Source organism: Streptomyces sp. NPDC001002 (assembly GCF_053599215.1).
The window spans coordinates 1-15,978 of sequence record NZ_JBSFLV010000192.1 but is presented as its reverse complement, the minus strand read 5'-3'; the positions used below and the strand labels follow the sequence as shown (position 1 = coordinate 15,978).

The following is a 15,978-nucleotide window of genomic DNA, read 5'->3' as shown; positions in this document are numbered from 1 at the left end:
ACCCTGGTCTTGCCCATGCGCTTGGTCAGCAGAGCCTGGCCGAGGACGTTGTTGATCTTGTGCGAGCCGGTGTGGTTGAGGTCTTCGCGCTTCAGGAACACCCGTGCGCCACCGGCGTGTTCGGCGAACCTGGGTACCTCGGTCAGCGCGCTGGGCCTGCCGGTGTAGTTGACCAGGAGGTCGTCCAGTTCGCGGGCGAACTCCTCGTCGTGCTTGGCCTTTTCGTACTCGACGGCGACCTCGTCCACGGCGGCTACGAGGGCCTCCGGGATGAACTTGCCGCCGAACGCGCCGAAGTAGCCTTCGGCGCTGGGGGTTTGACCCTCGGGGTCGGGGATGAAGAACTCGCTGGGCATGCGGAAACCTCACGGTGAGTGCGTGTGAAAAGACACTATTCGCCGTGGGGGCGGGGACTTGTCTGTTGGCGGCAGGCCGTCAGTGGTTGCTCGCGCTCACGCGGCGGTAGCCGCACGTCGACAAGAGCCCCGCGCCCCTTACGGGGCGCTGCCATCGGCGGCCGTTTACCTGCCCGGGTTCGTCTCCGATGACGTAACGGACCCTGCGGCCGTGGATCCTCCGCGCCGGGGCGCGGCAACCCCGCGGGCGGCAGCCGCGCGCGAGGCGGGCGTGCCGGTCGGGGGTCAGGGTGAGTGTCATCGGGGGTAACTCTAGCGGGAGATCAGCCGCGGCCGTGGCGGAGTGCGGGGTGTTCGCCCGCGGCCACCAGGTCCGCGACCGCGGTCTTCGGGTCCTTGCCCGTCACCAGGGACTCGCCGACCAGGACCGCGTCGGCGCCGGCGTTGGCGTAGGCGATGAGGTCGTGCGGGCCGCGGACACCCGACTCGGCGATCTTGACGAGGCCCGCCGGGATCTCGGGCGCGACACGGTCGAAGGTGCCGCGGTCGACCTCAAGGGTCTTCAGGTTGCGCGCGTTGACACCGATGACCTTGGCGCCGGCGTCCACCGCCCGCTCGACCTCGTCCTCGTCGTGCACCTCGACCAGCGGGGTCAGGCCGATGGAGACGGCCCGCTCGATCAGCGACTCCAGGGCCGGCTGCTCCAGGGCGGCCACGATCAGCAGCGCGAGGTCGGCGCCGTACGCGCGGGCCTCCCAGAGCTGGTACGACGTGACGATGAAGTCCTTGCGCAGGACCGGGATGTCCACGCGGGCGCGGACGGCCTCCAGGTCTGCCAGCGAACCGCCGAAGCGGCGCTGCTCGGTGAGGACGGAGATGACGGCCGCGCCGCCCGCCTCGTAGTCCGCGGCGAGGCCCGCCGGGTCGGCGATCGCGGCCAGCGCGCCCTTGGAGGGGCTGGAGCGCTTGACCTCACAGATGACCTTGACGCCGTCGCCCTTGAGCGCGGCCAGTCCGTCCTTGGCCGCGGGAGCCTTCGCCGCGCGCTCCTTGAGCTCGTCGAGGCTGACGCGCGCCTGCCGCTCCGCGAGGTCGGCACGGACTCCGTCGATGATCTCGTCGAGCACACTCACGCGAGCGGCCCCCTTCCAGACGGTTGACTGTCGAAGCTGTTGACCCAGGGATAAAACCGGTGGTCACGTCGATGGTATCCGGAGCGGGGCGTAGGCCTCGCATCCGGTTGACGCCGGTCCCACTACCTGGACATTCGGCAATTGATCAAGGGTGCAGCCAGCCACCGAGGGGCAGGTTCCGGACAACCGTGAAGACCAGCAGCAATGTCCCCAGCGACCACAGGTGCACCGGCCCGAGATCGATGCGCAGCGGCCGTCCGCGCGCCGCGCGCACCACCCATACGGTCCACACCACGGCGAAGCCCAGATAGGCGACCACGGCCAGCGCGTTGTCCTGGAGCGCCCCCAGGAAGTCCCCGTGGGCGAAGGCGTGCGCGCTGCGCAGGCCGCCGCAGCCGGGGCAGTAGACGCCGGTGAGGCTGTACAGGGGGCAGGCGGGGTAGTGGCCGGGTTCGTTCGGGTCCACCGTGCCCACGTAGGCGAAGGCCCCGACGACCGCCGCGAGGATCCCCGCGGGAACCGCGATCCGGCCCAGTGCCGACCCGGAGTCGGACGGCGTCACCCTCTGGCTGTCGGCATTCACGTCTCGCATTCTGCCCCCTCGCACACGAATGAGACACGAACGAGGGGCGACCCGGCACCGGATCGCCCCTCACGAAAGCCGTACGCGCGTCAGCTCTTGACGCCCACCGGACTGCTCGCCGCAGCGGCGGCCGCCCGCGCCTCCGCGTGCGGGTCCTCCTTCGACTGGCCGAGGCCCATCCCGCGCATGATCAGGCCGACGACCCCGCCGAGGACCACGACGACCATGCCGGCCCAGAAGCCCACGGGCTCAGCCATCACCATAAAGACACCCGAAACGCAGAACCCGATGAAGGCGATCGTGACACCGGTCCAGGCGGCCGGGGTGTGACCGTGGCTGCTGCCCGCCATGACTTGCTCCTCGTTGCTGTGTGTACGTCGTGTACGTCTCCGAGCCGAACGCTCAGATTCCATTCTTCCGCATACGCCGGTGCAACCTCTCCCGGGGTCACACCAGAAGGGCTAGGCGCCGGTCGGATCCTCGCCCCTGTCGAGCGCCTTCCAGATCTCCTCCGGCCGATCCGGGTCAACCGGCGCGGCCCGCCGACGAACCCTCGGCGCCCCATTGCGCTCGTACCGCCCGGACATCGCAGGCCACAACCGCCCGTACCGAATGGCGAGCAGCCCAGCCAGCAGAAGCAGCCCGCCGCCAACAGCGGCAACGTACGGCCAAGCGGTATGCGACAGGGCATCGACAGTCGCCGAAGTATCACCCGCCGCCTTCGCCGCCTGCTCGTCCAACGCAGAGCTGTCGGACACACCAAGCAGCGCAGCGGCAACGGTTCCGGCGCCGGAGAGCGCGAGCAGCACCGCGACCAGCAACCGACCGGCCTTGCGTACGGCGAAGACGGCGACCAGCGCGGCGAGACCCACTATCGCCAGGGCCGCGGGAACGCCGGTCACGTCGCTCCCCTTCGCGGTGAGCGGAAACGCGCCGCCGGCCACCGTCGCGGTGCCCTCCGACCAGCGTTGTCGCGTCGACAACAGCGCCACGGCCGCGCCGAGCGCGCCGGACGTCAGGGCCACGGCAAGACTCCGGCGGGCGGCCCGTGCGGGTCCCGCGGCTTCGGATCGGGGGTGAGGAACAGCAGTCACGTACCCCACTATCGCCTGAACCCCGGGCGAACCGTCACCCGGGGCTCACGTGATACGCGCCCCACTGCCCGGAAGGGTCCGGTTTGCCGCCGTAACCGCCCTGCCTCGACCGCCCTGTCTCGACCGCCCGGCCTCAGCCGCCCAGCCGGTTCGCCGTGTGGACCGCGCGCAGGACCGCCGCCGCCTTGTTGCGGCACTCCTCGTCCTCGGCGACCGGGTCGGAGTCGGCGACGATGCCGGCGCCCGCCTGGACGTACGCCGTGCCGTCGCGCAGCAGGGCCGTGCGGATGGCGATGGCGGTGTCGGAGTCGCCCGCGAAGTCGAGGTAGCCGACGCAGCCGCCGTACAACCCCCGCCTGGACGGCTCCAGTTCGTCGATGATCTGCATCGCCCGGGGCTTGGGCGCGCCGGAGAGGGTGCCGGCCGGGAAGCAGGCCGTCAGGACGTCGTAGGCGGTGCGGCCCGCGGCGACCCGGCCCGTCACCGTGGAGACGATGTGCATCACGTGCGAGTAGCGCTCGATGGACATGAAGTCGACGACCTCGACGGAACCCGGCTCGCAGACCCGCCCCAGGTCGTTGCGGCCGAGGTCGACCAGCATGAGGTGCTCGGCGCGCTCCTTGGGGTCGGCGAGCAGTTCGTCGGCGAGGGCCTGGTCCTCCTGCGGGGTGGCCCCGCGCGGGCGGGTGCCGGCGATGGGGTGGACCATGGCCCGCCCGTCCTCGACCTTCACCAGCGCCTCCGGGCTGGAGCCCACGACGTCGAAGCCCTCGAAGCGGAAGAGGTACATGTACGGCGAGGGATTGGTCGCCCGCAGCACCCGGTAGACGTCCAACGCGCTGGCCGTGCACGGCGTTTCGAAGCGCTGGGAGGGGACGACCTGGAAGGCCTCGCCGGCCCGGATGCGCTCCTTGACGTCCTCGACGGCGGCCCGGAAGTCGGGGCCGCCCCACAGCGCGGTGTACTCGGGCAGTTCGGAGGGCGGGAGTATGGCCGGCGGCTGGGCGACCGCGCGGGAGAGGTCCGCCTCCATGGCGTCGAGGCGGGCGACCGCGTCCGCGTAGGCCTCGTCGACGCCCGTGTCGAGGTCGTTGTGGTTGATCGCGTTGGCGATCAGCAGGACCGAGCCCTCCCAGTGGTCCATGACGGCGAGGTCGCTGGTCAGGAGCATGGTCAGCTCGGGGAGCTTGAGATCGTCCCGCTCGCCGGGGCCGATCTTCTCCAGGCGGCGCACGATGTCGTAGCCCAGATAGCCGACCATGCCGCCGGTGAACGGCGGCAGGCCCTCCTGGTGCGGGGTGTGCAGGGCCTCGATGGTGGCGCGCAGGGCGGCCAGCGGGTCGCCGTCGACCGGGACGCCGACCGGCGGGGTGCCGAGCCAGTGCGCCTGGCCGTCGCGGGCCGTGAGCGTGGCGGCGCTGCGGACGCCCACGAAGGAGTACCGGGACCAGGAGCGGCCGTTCTCCGCGGACTCCAGCAGGAAGGTGCCGGGGCGCTCGGCGGCGAGCTTGCGGTAGAGCGCGACCGGGGTGTCGCCGTCGGCGAGGAGCTTGCGGGTGACCGGGATGACCCGACGGTCGGTGGCCAGCTTGCGGAAGGTCTCGAGGTCCATGGCGGCTGACCCTACTGATTCGGGACGGCGGAGCCGGAATCGGAGCCGCCCTTGAGGAGCGCTTCGGCACCGTCCTTGAGGAGCACGTCCGCGTCGAAGCAGGTGCGCGCGCCGGTGTGGCAGGCGGCGCCGACCTGGTCGACCTTCACGAGGACCGTGTCCGCGTCGCAGTCCAGGGCGACGGACTTGACGTGCTGGACGTGCCCCGAGGTGTCGCCCTTCACCCAGTACTCCCCGCGGCTGCGCGACCAGTAGGTGCAGCGGCCGGTGGTCAGGGTGCGGTGCAGCGCCTCGTCGTCCATCCAGCCCAGCATCAGCACCTCTCCGGTGTCGTACTGCTGGGCGATGGCGGGCACGAGCCCGTCGGGGCTGCGCTTGAGGCGGGCGGCGATCTCGGGGTCGAGACCGCTGGACTGGGGCTTGCTGGTCATGGGTGCCATTGTGCCGCGCGGCACTGACAGTCCCGGCCTGCGTCCACTGTGCGGACCCTCCGCGCGGTCGTAGGCTGACGGTATGTCGACCTTCGCCAAGCGTGAACGACTCCTCCTCGCCGATCTCCTGGAGACCGCGGGCCCGGACGCCCCGACCCTCTGCGAGGGCTGGCAGGCCCGGGACCTCGCCGCGCACGTGGTGGTGCGCGAGCGCCGCGCCGACGCGGCCGGCGGCATCATGATCAAGCAGCTCGCGCCGCGCCTGGACCGGGTGATGGCGGAGTTCGCGGCGAAGCCGTACGAGGAGCTGATCCAGCTCATCCGTACGGGCCCGCCGCGCTTCTCGCCGTTCCAGCTCAAGCAGCTCGACGAGGCGTCGAACACGGTCGAGTTCTACGTCCACACCGAGGACGTACGGCGGGCGCAGCCGGAGTGGACGCCCCGCGAGCTGGACCCGGTGTTCCAGGACGCCCTGTGGTCCCGCCTTGAGCGCATGGCCCGCCTGATGGGCCGCGGCGCGCCCACCGGCCTGGTGCTGCGCCGCCCGGACGGCCAGACCGCGGTCGCCCACAAGGGCGCACCGGTCGTGACGGTGACGGGTGAGCCCTCGGAGCTGCTGCTGTTCGTCCACGGCCGGCAGAGCGTGGCCAAGGTGGAGCTGGACGGCGACGAGAACGCGATCGCCAAGCTCCAGGAAGCCAAGCAGCTGGGCATCTGAGGCAGCCGAAAAGGCGCCCCGGCTTCACGGAAAAGGCGCCCCCGGCTTCTCCGGAAGAGCGCCCTCGGGTTCTCCCCCAGGGCGCCCTCGGCTACCTAGCGAACGGGATGCCCCGCGTCCCTGAGCGCCCGCTTCACTTCCCCGATCCGCAGATCCCCGAAGTGGAAGACGGACGCGGCGAGCACGGCGTCCGCGCCCGCGCCGACGGCCGGCGGGAAGTCGGTGAGCCGGCCCGCGCCGCCGGAGGCGATGAGCGGGACCGTGACGTGCTTGCGGACGGCCTCGATCATCTCGATGTCGTAGCCGTCCTTGGTGCCGTCCGCGTCCATCGAGTTGAGCAGGATCTCGCCCGCGCCCAGTTCGGCGGCCCGGTGGGCCCATTCGACCGCGTCGATGCCGGTGCCCTTGCGGCCGCCGTGCGTGGTGACCTCGAAGGACCCGCTCTCGGTCCGGCGCGCGTCCACCGAGAGGACCAGCACCTGGCTGCCGAAGCGCTCGGCGATCTCCTGGATCAGCTCGGGCCGGGCGATCGCCGCCGTGTTGACGCCCACCTTGTCGGCGCCGGCCCGCAGCAGCTTGTCCACGTCCTCGGCGGTGCGGACCCCGCCGCCGACCGTGAGCGGGATGAACACCTGCTCGGCGGTGCGGCGCACCACGTCGTACGTCGTCTCGCGGTTGCCGGAGGACGCGGTGATGTCCAGGAAGGTCAGCTCGTCGGCGCCCTCGGCGTCGTAGACCTTGGCCATCTCGACGGGGTCGCCCGCGTCGCGCAGGTTCTGGAAGTTGACGCCCTTGACGACCCGGCCGTTGTCGACGTCCAGGCAGGGGATCACGCGTACGGCGAGGGTCATCCGGAGGTCTCCCCTCGGTACGCCTCCACCTCGACCTCGACGACCAGACTGGGGTCCACGAAGCCGGAGACGATGATCATGGACGCGGCGGGCCGGACGGTGTCGAACAGCTCCTTGTGCGCGCGCCCCACGTCGTCCACGTCCCGGGCGTGCGTGATGTACATGCGCGTACGCACCACGTCGTCCCGGCCCAGACCCAGCTGTGCGAGCGCGGCGATCGCCACGTTGAACGCGTTGATCGTCTGCTCGTAGGGACCGCCGCCGGCGATCTCGCCGTCCACTATCGACGTGCAGCCGGCGACCAGCACCAGTCCGTTCGGCAGTTCCACCGCGCGGGAGTAGCCGAACTGCTCCTCCCAGGGCGCTCCGCTCGACACGCGTCGTACGTCGCTCACTTGGCTACCGCCTCCAAGGCCTCTTCCAGGGTGAACGCCTTCGCGTACAGGGCCTTCCCGACGATGGAGCCCTCGACACCGAGAGGTACCAGCTCGGAGATGGCGCGCAGGTCGTCGAGCGAGGACACGCCGCCGGAGGCCACGACCGGGCGGTCGGTGGCCGCGCACACGTTGCGCAGCAGCTCCAGGTTCGGGCCCTGGAGGGTGCCGTCCTTGGCGATGTCGGTGACGACGTACCGCGCGCAGCCCTCCTTGTTGAGGCGCTCCAGCGTCTCGTAGAGGTCGCCGCCGTCCCGGGTCCAGCCGCGGCCGCGCAGGGTCGTGCCGCGTACGTCGAGGCCGACCGCGATCCGGTCGCCGTGCTCGGCGATGACCTTGGCGACCCACTCCGGGGTCTCCAGGGCGGCCGTGCCGAGGTTCACCCGGGTGCAGCCGGTGGCCAGGGCGGCGGCGAGGGTGTCGTCGTCGCGGATGCCGCCGGACAGCTCCACCTTGATGTCCATGGCGCCGGTGACCTCGGCGATCAGCGCGCGGTTGTCGCCGGTCCCGAAAGCGGCGTCCAGGTCGACCAGGTGCAGCCACTCGGCGCCCGACCGCTGCCAGGCCAGGGCGGCCTCCAGCGGGGAGCCGTACGAGGTCTCCGTGCCGGACTCGCCGTGCACGAGGCGGACGGCCTGGCCGTCACGGACGTCGACGGCGGGGAGGAGTTCGAGCTTGGCCATGGTCTAGAGGGTTCCGATCCAGTTGGTGAGCAGCTGTGCGCCGGCGTCGCCGGACTTCTCGGGGTGGAACTGGGTGGCCCACAGGGCGCCGTTCTCCACGGCCGACACGAAGGGCTTGCCGTGCGTCGACCAGGCCACCTTGGGTGCGCGCAGCAGGCCGTTGTGGACTTCCAGGGACCAGTCGTGGACGGCGTAGGAGTGCACGAAGTAGAAGCGCGCGTCCGCGTCCAGTCCTTCGAAGAGCTGGGAGTCGGCCGGTGCCTCGACGGTGTTCCAGCCCATGTGGGGCACGATGTCCGCCTGCAGCGGTCCGACCGTGCCGGGCCACTCGTCGAGGCCCTCGGTCTCCACGCCGTGCTCGATGCCCCGCGCGAACAGGATCTGCATGCCGACGCAGATGCCCATCACCGGGCGCCCGCCGGCCAGCCTGCGGCCGACGATCCAGTCACCGCGCGCGTCCTTGAGGCCCCGCATACAGGCGGCGAAGGCGCCGACGCCCGGGACCAGCAGTCCGTCCGCGTTCATGGCCTTGTCGAAGTCGCCCGTTATCTCGACCTCGGCACCCACGCGCGCGAGGGCGCGTTCCGCGGAACGCACGTTTCCGAAGCCGTAGTCGAAGACGACGACCTTCTTGGCCGCGCTCAATTCCACACCTCCAGCCGGACGACACCCGCCACCAGGCACATCGCGGCGGCGATGGACAGCAGCACGATCAGGCTCTTGGGCATCTCCTGCTTGACGAAGGAGATGATGCCGCCGACCAGGAAGAGGCCGACGACGATCAGGATGGTCGAGAGGCCGGTCACAGCGCGCCCTTCGTGGAGGGGAGGATGCCGGCCGCGCGCGGGTCGCGCTCGGAGGCGTAGCGCAGGGCCCGGGCCAGCGCCTTGAACTGGCACTCCACGATGTGGTGCGCGTTGCGCCCGTACGGCACGTGCACGTGCAGCGCGATCTGGGCCTGAGCGACGAAGGACTCCAGGATGTGCCGGGTCATCGTCGTGTCGTACTCGCCGATCATCGGCGCCATGTTCTCGGGCTCGGTGTGCACGAGGTAGGGGCGGCCGGACAGGTCGACGGTCACCTGGGCGAGGGACTCGTCCAGGGGAACCGTGCAGTTGCCGAAGCGGTAGATCCCGACCTTGTCGCCGAGCGCCTGCTTGAAGGCGGCGCCGAGCGCGAGGGCGGTGTCCTCGATGGTGTGGTGCGAGTCGATGTGCAGATCGCCCTCGGTCTTCACGGTCAGGTCGAAGAGACCGTGCCGGCCGAGCTGGTCGAGCATGTGGTCGTAGAAGCCGACCCCTGTCGACACGTCGACCTTGCCGGCGCCGTCGAGATCGATCTCGACGACGACCGAGGTCTCCTTGGTCACCCGCTCCACACGTCCTACGCGGTTCATGCGCTCTGCTCCTTCTTCAGCTGACGGACCGCGTCGAGGAACGCGTCGTTCTCTTCGGGGGTTCCGGCGGAGACCCGCAGCCACCCCGGGATGCCGTTGTCCCGGACCAGGACACCCCGGTCGAGGATCGCCTGCCAGGCGGTGTGGGAATCCTCGAACCGCCCGAACTGCACGAAGTTGGCGTCCGACTCGACCACTTCGAAGCCGATGGCCCGCAACTCGCCCACCAGCCGGTCCCGTTCGCCCTTCAGCTGCTCCACGTACCCGAGCAGCGTGTCGGTGTGCTCCAGGGCGGCCAGCGCGGTCGCCTGGGTGACGGCCGACAAGTGATAGGGCAGCCGTACGAGTTGGACGGCGTCGACGACCGCCGGGTGCGCGGCGAGGTAGCCGAGCCGCAGGCCCGCCGCCCCGAACGCCTTCGACATCGTCCGCGAGACGACGAGATTCGGCCGACCTTCGAGCAGCGGCAGCAGCGAGTCGCCGTGGCTGAACTCGATGTAGGCCTCGTCGACGATCACCATCGACGGCTTGGCGGCCTGCGCGGCCTCGTACAGCGCGAGGACCGTCTCGGGCGGAACGGCGTTGCCCGTGGGGTTGTTGGGGGTCGTGACGAACACGACGTCGGGCTTGTTCTCGGCGATCCACCGCTCGGCGGCGGCGAGATCGATCGTGAAGTCCTCGTTGCGGGGACCCGCGATCCAGCCCGTCCCGGTGCCACGTGCGATGAGTCCGTGCATCGAGTACGACGGTTCGAAGCCGATGGCCGTGCGGCCGGGCCCGCCGAAGGTCTGGAGCAGTTGCTGGATGACCTCGTTGGAGCCGTTGGCGGCCCAGACGTTGGCCAGGCCGACCTGGTAGCCGGCCGTGTCCGTCAGGTACTTGGCGAGCTGGGTGCGCAGCTCGACGGCGTCCCGGTCGGGGTAGCGGTTGAGGTCGCGGGCGGCCTCGCGGACGCGCTCGGCGATGCGCTCGACCAGGGCCTCGGGCAGCGGGTAGGGGTTCTCGTTGGTGTTCAGCCGTACCGGCACGTCCAACTGGGGCGCGCCGTAAGGGGACTTGCCGCGCAGCTCGTCCCGTACGGGCAGATCGTCGATGCCGGTCACTTGCTCTCAGGAACCTTCCATCCGAACCTCGCCTTGACCGCCGCGCCGTGCGCGGGCAGGTCCTCCGCCTCCGCCAGCGTCACCACGTGATGCGCCACGTCGGCGAGGGCGTCGCGGGTGTAGTCGACGATGTGGATGCCCCGGAGGAAGGACTGCACCGACAACCCGGAGGAGTGGCAGGCACAACCCCCGGTCGGCAGCACGTGGTTGGAGCCGGCCGCGTAGTCCCCGAGGGAGACGGGCGCCCAGGGCCCGACGAAGATCGCACCGGCGTTGCGCACCCGGTCGGCCACCGCCGCCGCGTCCGCCGTCTGGATCTCCAGGTGCTCGGCGCCGTACGCGTCGACCACCCGCAGCCCCTCGTCGACGCCGTCGACGAGGACGATCGCGGACTGCCTGCCCCGCAGCGCGGGGACGATCCGGTCCTCGATGTGCTTGGTGGCCGCGACCTGCGGCTCCAGCTCCTTCTCGACCGCGTCCGCGAGCGTCACGGAGTCGGTGACCAGGACGGCTGCGGCCAGCGGGTCGTGCTCGGCCTGGCTGATCAGGTCGGCGGCGACGTGCACCGGGTCGGCGGTCTCGTCGGCGAGCACCGCGATCTCGGTCGGACCGGCCTCGGTGTCGATGCCGATCTTCCCGGTGAAGTACCGCTTGGCGGCGGCGACCCAGATGTTGCCGGGCCCGGTGACCATGTTGGCGGGCGCGCAGGACTCGGTGCCGTACGCGAACATCGCGACGGCCTGGGCGCCGCCCACGGCGTAGACCTCGTCGACGCCGAGCAGCGCGCAGGCGGCGAGGATCGTCGGGTGCGGCAGGCCGCCGAAGTCGGCCTGCGGCGGGGAGGCGAGCGCGACGGAGCCGACGCCGGCCTCCTGGGCCGGGACGACGTTCATGATCACGGACGACGGGTAGACCGACCGTCCGCCGGGCGCGTACAGCCCCACCCGGTCGACCGGCACCCACTTCTCGGTGACGGAACCGCCCGGCACGACCTGGGTCGTGTGGGTCGTACGACGCTGCTCGCGGTGGACGAGACGGGCGCGCCGGATGGACTCCTCCAGGGCCGCGCGCACGGCCGGATCGAGCTGTTCCAGAGCCGCGCTCAGCGCCTCGACCGGGACCCGTACCGATTCCAGCCGCACCCCGTCGAACTTCTCGGCGAAGTCGATCAGCGCCGCGTCGCCCCGATGATGCACGGCCTCGCAGATCGGACGCACCTTCTCCAGGGCGGCCGAGACGTCGAAGTCGGCTCGGGGCAGCAGGTCGCGCAGGGCGGGCCCTTCGGGGAGGGCGTCGCCGCGCAGATCGATTCGGGAGATCACAGGGGCAATTCTCGCAGACCGGGATCGGGCCCTGTCCGCGCGTATCAATGGCTGATACAGAACGTGGCCGGAACCCGGAAGATCATCGTCGCGTCTAGTGTTCCGGGGGTTACTCAGCGGGCATCACCAGCTGTGCGAAACCCGTCGGTGGACGGGGAGGAAGGACATCGCAGTGACCGAGGGTGCCGGCATCCGCGCGGGGGATCTGCCGGACGATCTGACCGCCGCCGAGGCCGGCATGTGGCAGGCCTTCCGCAATGGCAGCGTGTACGACCTGAGCAGCGGGGACACCGTCGTCGACGATCCGCACGGCGGCCATCCCTGGGGTCCCGAGCGCACGGTACGCGCGCGGATCGTGTGCTGGCTGCTGCTGGACGGCCCGCCCGCGCTCTCCGGCCGGGTGGCGTCGCTGAAACTCCGTGGCGTGCAGATCAGCGGGGTGCTGGACCTCGCGGGCGGCACGGTGACGCCGTACGTCGAACTGCGCGGCTGCCGCTTCGAACGGGAGATCCTGCTGCCCGAGGCGCGGTTCCAGACCATGCGGATGGTGGACTGCTCGGTGCCCCGCCTGGAGGCGGCCCGGGTGCACACGGAGGGTGACCTCCATCTGCCCCGCTGCCGGTTCCACAACGGCGTACGGCTGACCGACGCGCACATCGGCACCGATCTGCTGCTCAACCAGGCGATCGTCTACCGCGACCGCACAGGGCGTTCGATCGCCGCCGACGGCATGACCGTGGGCCAGGACCTCCAGGCCGAGCTTCTGGAGTCGCACGGCGAGCTGAGCCTGCGCAGCGCCAAGGTCGGCGTCTCGCTGAGCCTGCGCGGGGCGCGCCTCGCCAACCCGTACACCCGGCTCGCGCTGAACGCGCCCCAGCTCACTGTCGGGCGGACCTTGTACCTGACCCCGGCGGGCGTCGGCAGTCCCGCGCTGAGCGGCTCGACGCCCGCGCGCGGGACGCGCATCCAGCGGTTCGAGTGCCAGGGCGGGGTGCGCCTGGACGACGGACGGTTCGGGGACTCGGTCGACCTGGAGCGGGCCCGGTTCACCTTCACCGACGACCAGGAACTGTCGCTGCGCCGGGTGCAGACGCCCGAGCTGCGCTTCCTGGGCGAGCGGCCGCAGCGCGGGGCGGTCGTGCTGTCGGGCGCGAAGGTGATCAACCTGGTCGACCGGTCGAGCGCCTGGCCGACGCCCGGCAACCTGCAGATGGGCGGTTTCGCGTACGAGAACCTGGTGCCGATCGGCCGGTTCCCGCTGGAGGAGAGGCTGGGCTGGGTGGCCGCGGCGACCGCCGAGTACAACCCGGAGCCGTACGAGCGGCTGGCCGCCGTGCTGCGGGCCGGCGGCGAGGACGAGGACGCGCGCGAGGTGCTGCTCGCCAAGCAGCGCCGGCGCCGCGAGACGCTGCCGCCGGCGGGCAAGCTCTGGGGGTATGTGCAGGACTGGGCGGTGGCCTACGGGTACCGGCCGGGGCGGGCCGCGGTGTGGATGGCGGTGCTGTGGGCGGCGGGCTCGGTGGCGTTCGCGCACGCGAGCCATCCGCCGGTGCAGGCCGGGGGTCATCCGGCGTGGAACCCGGCCCTGTTCGCCCTCGACCTGCTGCTCCCGGTGATCGACCTCGGCCAGGTCGGCGTCTGGCAGCTGCGGGGCGGCTGGCAGTGGCTGGCGGCGACGATGATCATCCTGGGCTGGATCCTGGCGACGACGGTGGCGGCGGGGGCGACGCGCCTGCTGCGGCGGAACTAGGGCTGTAATTCAGGCCATCCCCGGGCACACAAGGGGTGCACACGGGATGCGCACCGAACGCACACGACCTCCCGAACTCGCGCCCGCCCCGACCGAACGGTTGTTGAACAGTCATCACCTTTTACCTTCCCTTGACCTTGGCGCGTACAACTTTCCATGACTTGACGGTTCCATCTGGCGCCGGGCTGACCTGCGGTCCTTCAATGGTCGACACCATGGCTCTGCTGCACCCCTTCAGCCGCGCGGCCCGCACACCCCGGGCCGAGCCGCGCCTCTCCGCCGGCTTCCCGGCCGACGACGAGGTGCTGCTCGACGTACCCGACGACGGTCTCGGCGCCGTGCTGGTCGCGGCGGCCCGCGGCGAGCACCGGCCGGCGGCCGAGCTGCTCGCCGCCACCCGCCGGGGCGCCGACTGGGAGGGCCGCGACCGCTGCGTACGCCGTCTCGCGGCCTTCGCGTGCTCCCGCGCGGAGTGGTTCGAGCAGTGGTACGAGGCCGCCCCGCACGACCCCGACGCGCTCGTCGTCGCGGCCCAGCTCGCCGTCGACCGGGCCTGGCCCTCTCCGGCGCGCGCGGAGCTGCTGCGCGAGGTGAGCCCGCTGATCACGGCCGCGGCGCGCGGCGACGACCGCGACCCGGTGCCGTGGCGGATCGCGCTGGACCACGCGCGCGGGGCGAACGCCGGGCACAAGTACTTCGAGGAGCTGTGGGAGGCCGCGGTCCGCCGCGCCCCGCACCACTACGGCTGCCATGTGGCCGCCCTGAACTACCTCGCCGCCTTCTGGCACGGCTCGCACAGCGAGTGCCTGGACTTCGCCGACCGGGCCGCGCAGGACGCCCCCGAGGACTCCCTGGTCCAGGGGCTGCCGGCCCGCGCGGTCCTGGCCTATCTGACCGACGACTGCGGCCCGGAGGTGCCCCGGCACCGGCTGGACGCGGCGGCCGACCGGGCGATCGCGCTCTCCGCCCGCTTCCCCGCGGCCCGCCCCTGGCCGGCCGAGCTGCGCAACAAGCTGATGTACGTCCTCGTACGCCTGGAGCGCTGGGACGACGCCTACGCGCAGCTGCGGCTGATCGGCCCGTACGCCACGTCCTTTCCGTGGGACCGGCAGTCGGACGACCCGCTCGCGCTGTTCCTGCGGACCCGCGACGAGATCCGTTCGGCGGTGCTGTCGTCGCCGCCCCGGCATCCACGGAGTGAGCGTGGCGGACGCGCCCGCTCCGGAGACCATTAGGCTTCTGCGCCGTGACCACCGTCCAGCTCCCGCTCTTCCCCCTGAACTCGGTGTTGTTCCCGGGGCTGGTGCTGCCTCTGAACATTTTCGAGGAGCGCTATCGCGCCATGATGCGCGAACTGCTCAAGACGCCCGAGGACGAACCGCGCCGGTTCGCCGTCGTGGCGATCCGCGACGGCCATGAGGTGGCGCCGAGCGCGCCCGGCATGCCCGACCCGACCGCGCCGCGCGATGTGGGGCCCGCGGCCGGCTTCGGGCCCGAGCCGCTCAAGTCCTTCCACGGCACGGGCTGTGTGGCCGACGCGGCGACGATCCGGGAGCGCGCGGACGGCACCTTCGAGGTGCTCGCCACGGGTACGGCCAGGGCGCGGCTGCTGTCGGTCGACGCGTCGGGCCCGTTCCTGACGGCCGAGATCGAGGAGCTGCCGGAGGAGCAGGGCGAGGGGGCCGGGGCGCTGGCGGAAGGGGTGCTGCGGGCGTTCCGCCAGTACCAGAAGCGACTGGCGGGGGCGCGGGAGCGCTCGCTGTCGACGGGCGCGGACCTCCCCGACGACCCGTCCGTGGTCTCGTACCTCGTGGCCGCGGCGATCATGCTCGACACGCCGACGAAGCAACGCCTGCTGCAGGCGCCGGACATCGCGTCCCGCCTGCGCGAGGAACTGAAACTCCTTCGCACCGAGACGGCGATCATCCGTAACCTGCCGTCCCTACCGGCGTCGGAACTGACGCGCAGCCCGACGAGCCTGAACTGAGGCACGGCACTCATGGCGAAGAAGTCCAAGAAGCAGCAGAACTCCGCGGGCGGCACACCGGCGACGGTCGCCCTGACCACGGCCGGGGTGTCGCACACGATCCACTCCTACGACCACGACCCCTCCCACCCGTCCTACGGCGCGGAGGCGGCCGAGGCGATGGGCGTGTCTCCGGAGCGGGTCTTCAAGACCCTGGTGGCGGACGTGGACGGCACGCTGACGGTGGCGGTGGTCCCGGTGGCGGGAACGCTGGACCTGAAGGCGCTGGCGGCGGCGGTGGGCGGCAAGCGGGCGACGATGGCGGACCCGACGCTGGCGGAACGCACGACGGGCTACGTCCGCGGGGGCATCTCCCCTCTCGGCCAGCGCAAGAAACTCCCCACGGTCCTGGACGAGTCGGCGTCGTCCCACCCCACGATCTGCGTCTCGGCCGGTACGGGGCCTGCACGCTGCGGGCCGTGTCCGTGCGCGGGGACTCCGCCCGGTTCCGGGGCGAGCCGCGCCGTGACTCGTTGCTCACCGCCC

20 protein-coding genes and 1 pseudogene are annotated in these 15,978 nt (G+C 71.5%); 5 read left to right on the top strand and 16 right to left on the bottom strand.

Annotation, left to right across the window (positions count from 1 at the left end):
- From ACWDR3_RS43225 to hisI, 8 genes and pseudogenes are all read right to left on the bottom strand, one after another.
- Positions 1-356 (bottom strand): annotated as a pseudogene (locus ACWDR3_RS43225) (tryptophan synthase subunit beta); the annotation flags it as partial.
- Between the two features lie 79 nt (positions 357-435).
- A complete protein-coding gene (trpM, locus tag ACWDR3_RS43220) occupies positions 436-657 on the bottom strand; it encodes a tryptophan biosynthesis modulator TrpM (protein ID WP_450358134.1) in 222 nt (73 codons plus the stop codon).
- 22 nt (positions 658-679) lie between these two features.
- The gene (trpC, locus tag ACWDR3_RS43215; protein ID WP_124004310.1) at positions 680-1,489 is read right to left on the bottom strand and encodes an indole-3-glycerol phosphate synthase TrpC; all 810 of its coding nucleotides are present in this window, start codon (positions 1,487-1,489) and stop codon (positions 680-682) included.
- 145 nt (positions 1,490-1,634) lie between these two features.
- The gene (locus ACWDR3_RS43210; protein WP_450358133.1) at positions 1,635-2,081 is read right to left on the bottom strand and encodes a DUF2752 domain-containing protein; all 447 of its coding nucleotides are present in this window, start codon (positions 2,079-2,081) and stop codon (positions 1,635-1,637) included.
- Between the two features lie 80 nt (positions 2,082-2,161).
- Positions 2,162-2,422 (bottom strand): HGxxPAAW family protein, encoded by a 261-nt coding sequence (locus tag ACWDR3_RS43205; protein WP_450358131.1) that lies wholly within the window; start codon positions 2,420-2,422, stop codon positions 2,162-2,164.
- 111 nt (positions 2,423-2,533) lie between these two features.
- Positions 2,534-3,175 carry a TIGR02234 family membrane protein gene (locus ACWDR3_RS43200; RefSeq protein ID WP_450358129.1) on the bottom strand — a complete coding sequence of 214 codons (642 nt, stop codon included), beginning with the start codon at positions 3,173-3,175 and terminating at the stop codon, positions 2,534-2,536.
- Positions 3,176-3,299: 124 nt separating this feature from the next.
- Positions 3,300-4,778 (bottom strand): anthranilate synthase component I, encoded by a 1,479-nt coding sequence (locus ACWDR3_RS43195; protein WP_450358128.1) that lies wholly within the window; start codon positions 4,776-4,778, stop codon positions 3,300-3,302.
- Positions 4,779-4,789: 11 nt separating this feature from the next.
- Positions 4,790-5,209: a phosphoribosyl-AMP cyclohydrolase gene (gene hisI / locus ACWDR3_RS43190; protein ID WP_450358126.1), complete on the bottom strand. Its 420-nt coding sequence runs from the start codon at positions 5,207-5,209 to the stop codon at positions 4,790-4,792.
- Between the two features lie 82 nt (positions 5,210-5,291).
- Here hisI and ACWDR3_RS43185 point away from each other — a divergent pair, with 82 nt between their 5' ends.
- Positions 5,292-5,927, top strand: coding sequence for a TIGR03085 family metal-binding protein (locus ACWDR3_RS43185; RefSeq protein ID WP_450358124.1), 636 nt, complete (start codon positions 5,292-5,294; stop codon positions 5,925-5,927).
- A gap of 95 nt (positions 5,928-6,022) precedes the next feature.
- Here the strand turns inward: ACWDR3_RS43185 and hisF are convergent, their stop codons facing one another.
- From hisF to hisD, 8 genes are read right to left on the bottom strand one after another with little or no spacing between them, the layout of a single operon-like run.
- Positions 6,023-6,778, bottom strand: a complete 756-nt coding sequence (gene hisF / locus ACWDR3_RS43180) for an imidazole glycerol phosphate synthase subunit HisF (protein WP_450358123.1) — start codon at positions 6,776-6,778, stop codon at positions 6,023-6,025.
- A complete protein-coding gene (locus tag ACWDR3_RS43175) occupies positions 6,775-7,173 on the bottom strand; it encodes a RidA family protein (protein ID WP_450358122.1) in 399 nt (132 codons plus the stop codon). The genes hisF and ACWDR3_RS43175 overlap by 4 nt, the downstream gene beginning before the upstream one ends.
- On the bottom strand, positions 7,170-7,895 hold the full coding sequence (gene priA / locus ACWDR3_RS43170) for a bifunctional 1-(5-phosphoribosyl)-5-((5-phosphoribosylamino)methylideneamino)imidazole-4-carboxamide isomerase/phosphoribosylanthranilate isomerase PriA (RefSeq protein WP_124004301.1): 726 nt from the start codon (positions 7,893-7,895) through the stop codon (positions 7,170-7,172). Before priA ends, ACWDR3_RS43175 begins: the two co-directional genes overlap by 4 nt.
- 3 nt (positions 7,896-7,898) lie before the next feature.
- Positions 7,899-8,546, bottom strand: coding sequence for an imidazole glycerol phosphate synthase subunit HisH (gene hisH / locus ACWDR3_RS43165; protein ID WP_450358121.1), 648 nt, complete (start codon positions 8,544-8,546; stop codon positions 7,899-7,901).
- The gene (locus ACWDR3_RS43160; protein WP_280877318.1) at positions 8,537-8,701 is read right to left on the bottom strand and encodes a hypothetical protein; all 165 of its coding nucleotides are present in this window, start codon (positions 8,699-8,701) and stop codon (positions 8,537-8,539) included. Before ACWDR3_RS43160 ends, hisH begins: the two co-directional genes overlap by 10 nt.
- Positions 8,698-9,291: an imidazoleglycerol-phosphate dehydratase HisB gene (hisB, locus tag ACWDR3_RS43155; RefSeq protein ID WP_033284488.1), complete on the bottom strand. Its 594-nt coding sequence runs from the start codon at positions 9,289-9,291 to the stop codon at positions 8,698-8,700. The genes ACWDR3_RS43160 and hisB overlap by 4 nt, the downstream gene beginning before the upstream one ends.
- On the bottom strand, positions 9,288-10,394 hold the full coding sequence (locus ACWDR3_RS43150; protein ID WP_450358119.1) for a histidinol-phosphate transaminase: 1,107 nt from the start codon (positions 10,392-10,394) through the stop codon (positions 9,288-9,290). The genes hisB and ACWDR3_RS43150 overlap by 4 nt, the downstream gene beginning before the upstream one ends.
- Positions 10,391-11,716 (bottom strand): histidinol dehydrogenase, encoded by a 1,326-nt coding sequence (hisD, locus tag ACWDR3_RS43145; protein ID WP_450358117.1) that lies wholly within the window; start codon positions 11,714-11,716, stop codon positions 10,391-10,393. Before hisD ends, ACWDR3_RS43150 begins: the two co-directional genes overlap by 4 nt.
- A 172-nt stretch (positions 11,717-11,888) precedes the next feature.
- On the opposite strand from hisD, the gene ACWDR3_RS43140 reads away from it, so the two are divergent.
- From ACWDR3_RS43140 to ybaK, 4 genes are all read left to right on the top strand, one after another.
- Positions 11,889-13,466 (top strand): oxidoreductase, encoded by a 1,578-nt coding sequence (locus tag ACWDR3_RS43140; RefSeq protein WP_450358116.1) that lies wholly within the window; start codon positions 11,889-11,891, stop codon positions 13,464-13,466.
- A 203-nt stretch (positions 13,467-13,669) separates the two neighbouring features.
- Positions 13,670-14,701, top strand: coding sequence for a hypothetical protein (locus tag ACWDR3_RS43135; protein ID WP_450358115.1), 1,032 nt, complete (start codon positions 13,670-13,672; stop codon positions 14,699-14,701).
- An 11-nt stretch (positions 14,702-14,712) separates the two neighbouring features.
- Positions 14,713-15,453: an LON peptidase substrate-binding domain-containing protein gene (locus tag ACWDR3_RS43130; protein ID WP_450358113.1), complete on the top strand. Its 741-nt coding sequence runs from the start codon at positions 14,713-14,715 to the stop codon at positions 15,451-15,453.
- Between the two features lie 12 nt (positions 15,454-15,465).
- Positions 15,466-15,978 (top strand): Cys-tRNA(Pro) deacylase (gene ybaK, locus ACWDR3_RS43125; protein ID WP_450358112.1); only part of this gene is annotated, 513 nt, incomplete at its 3' end.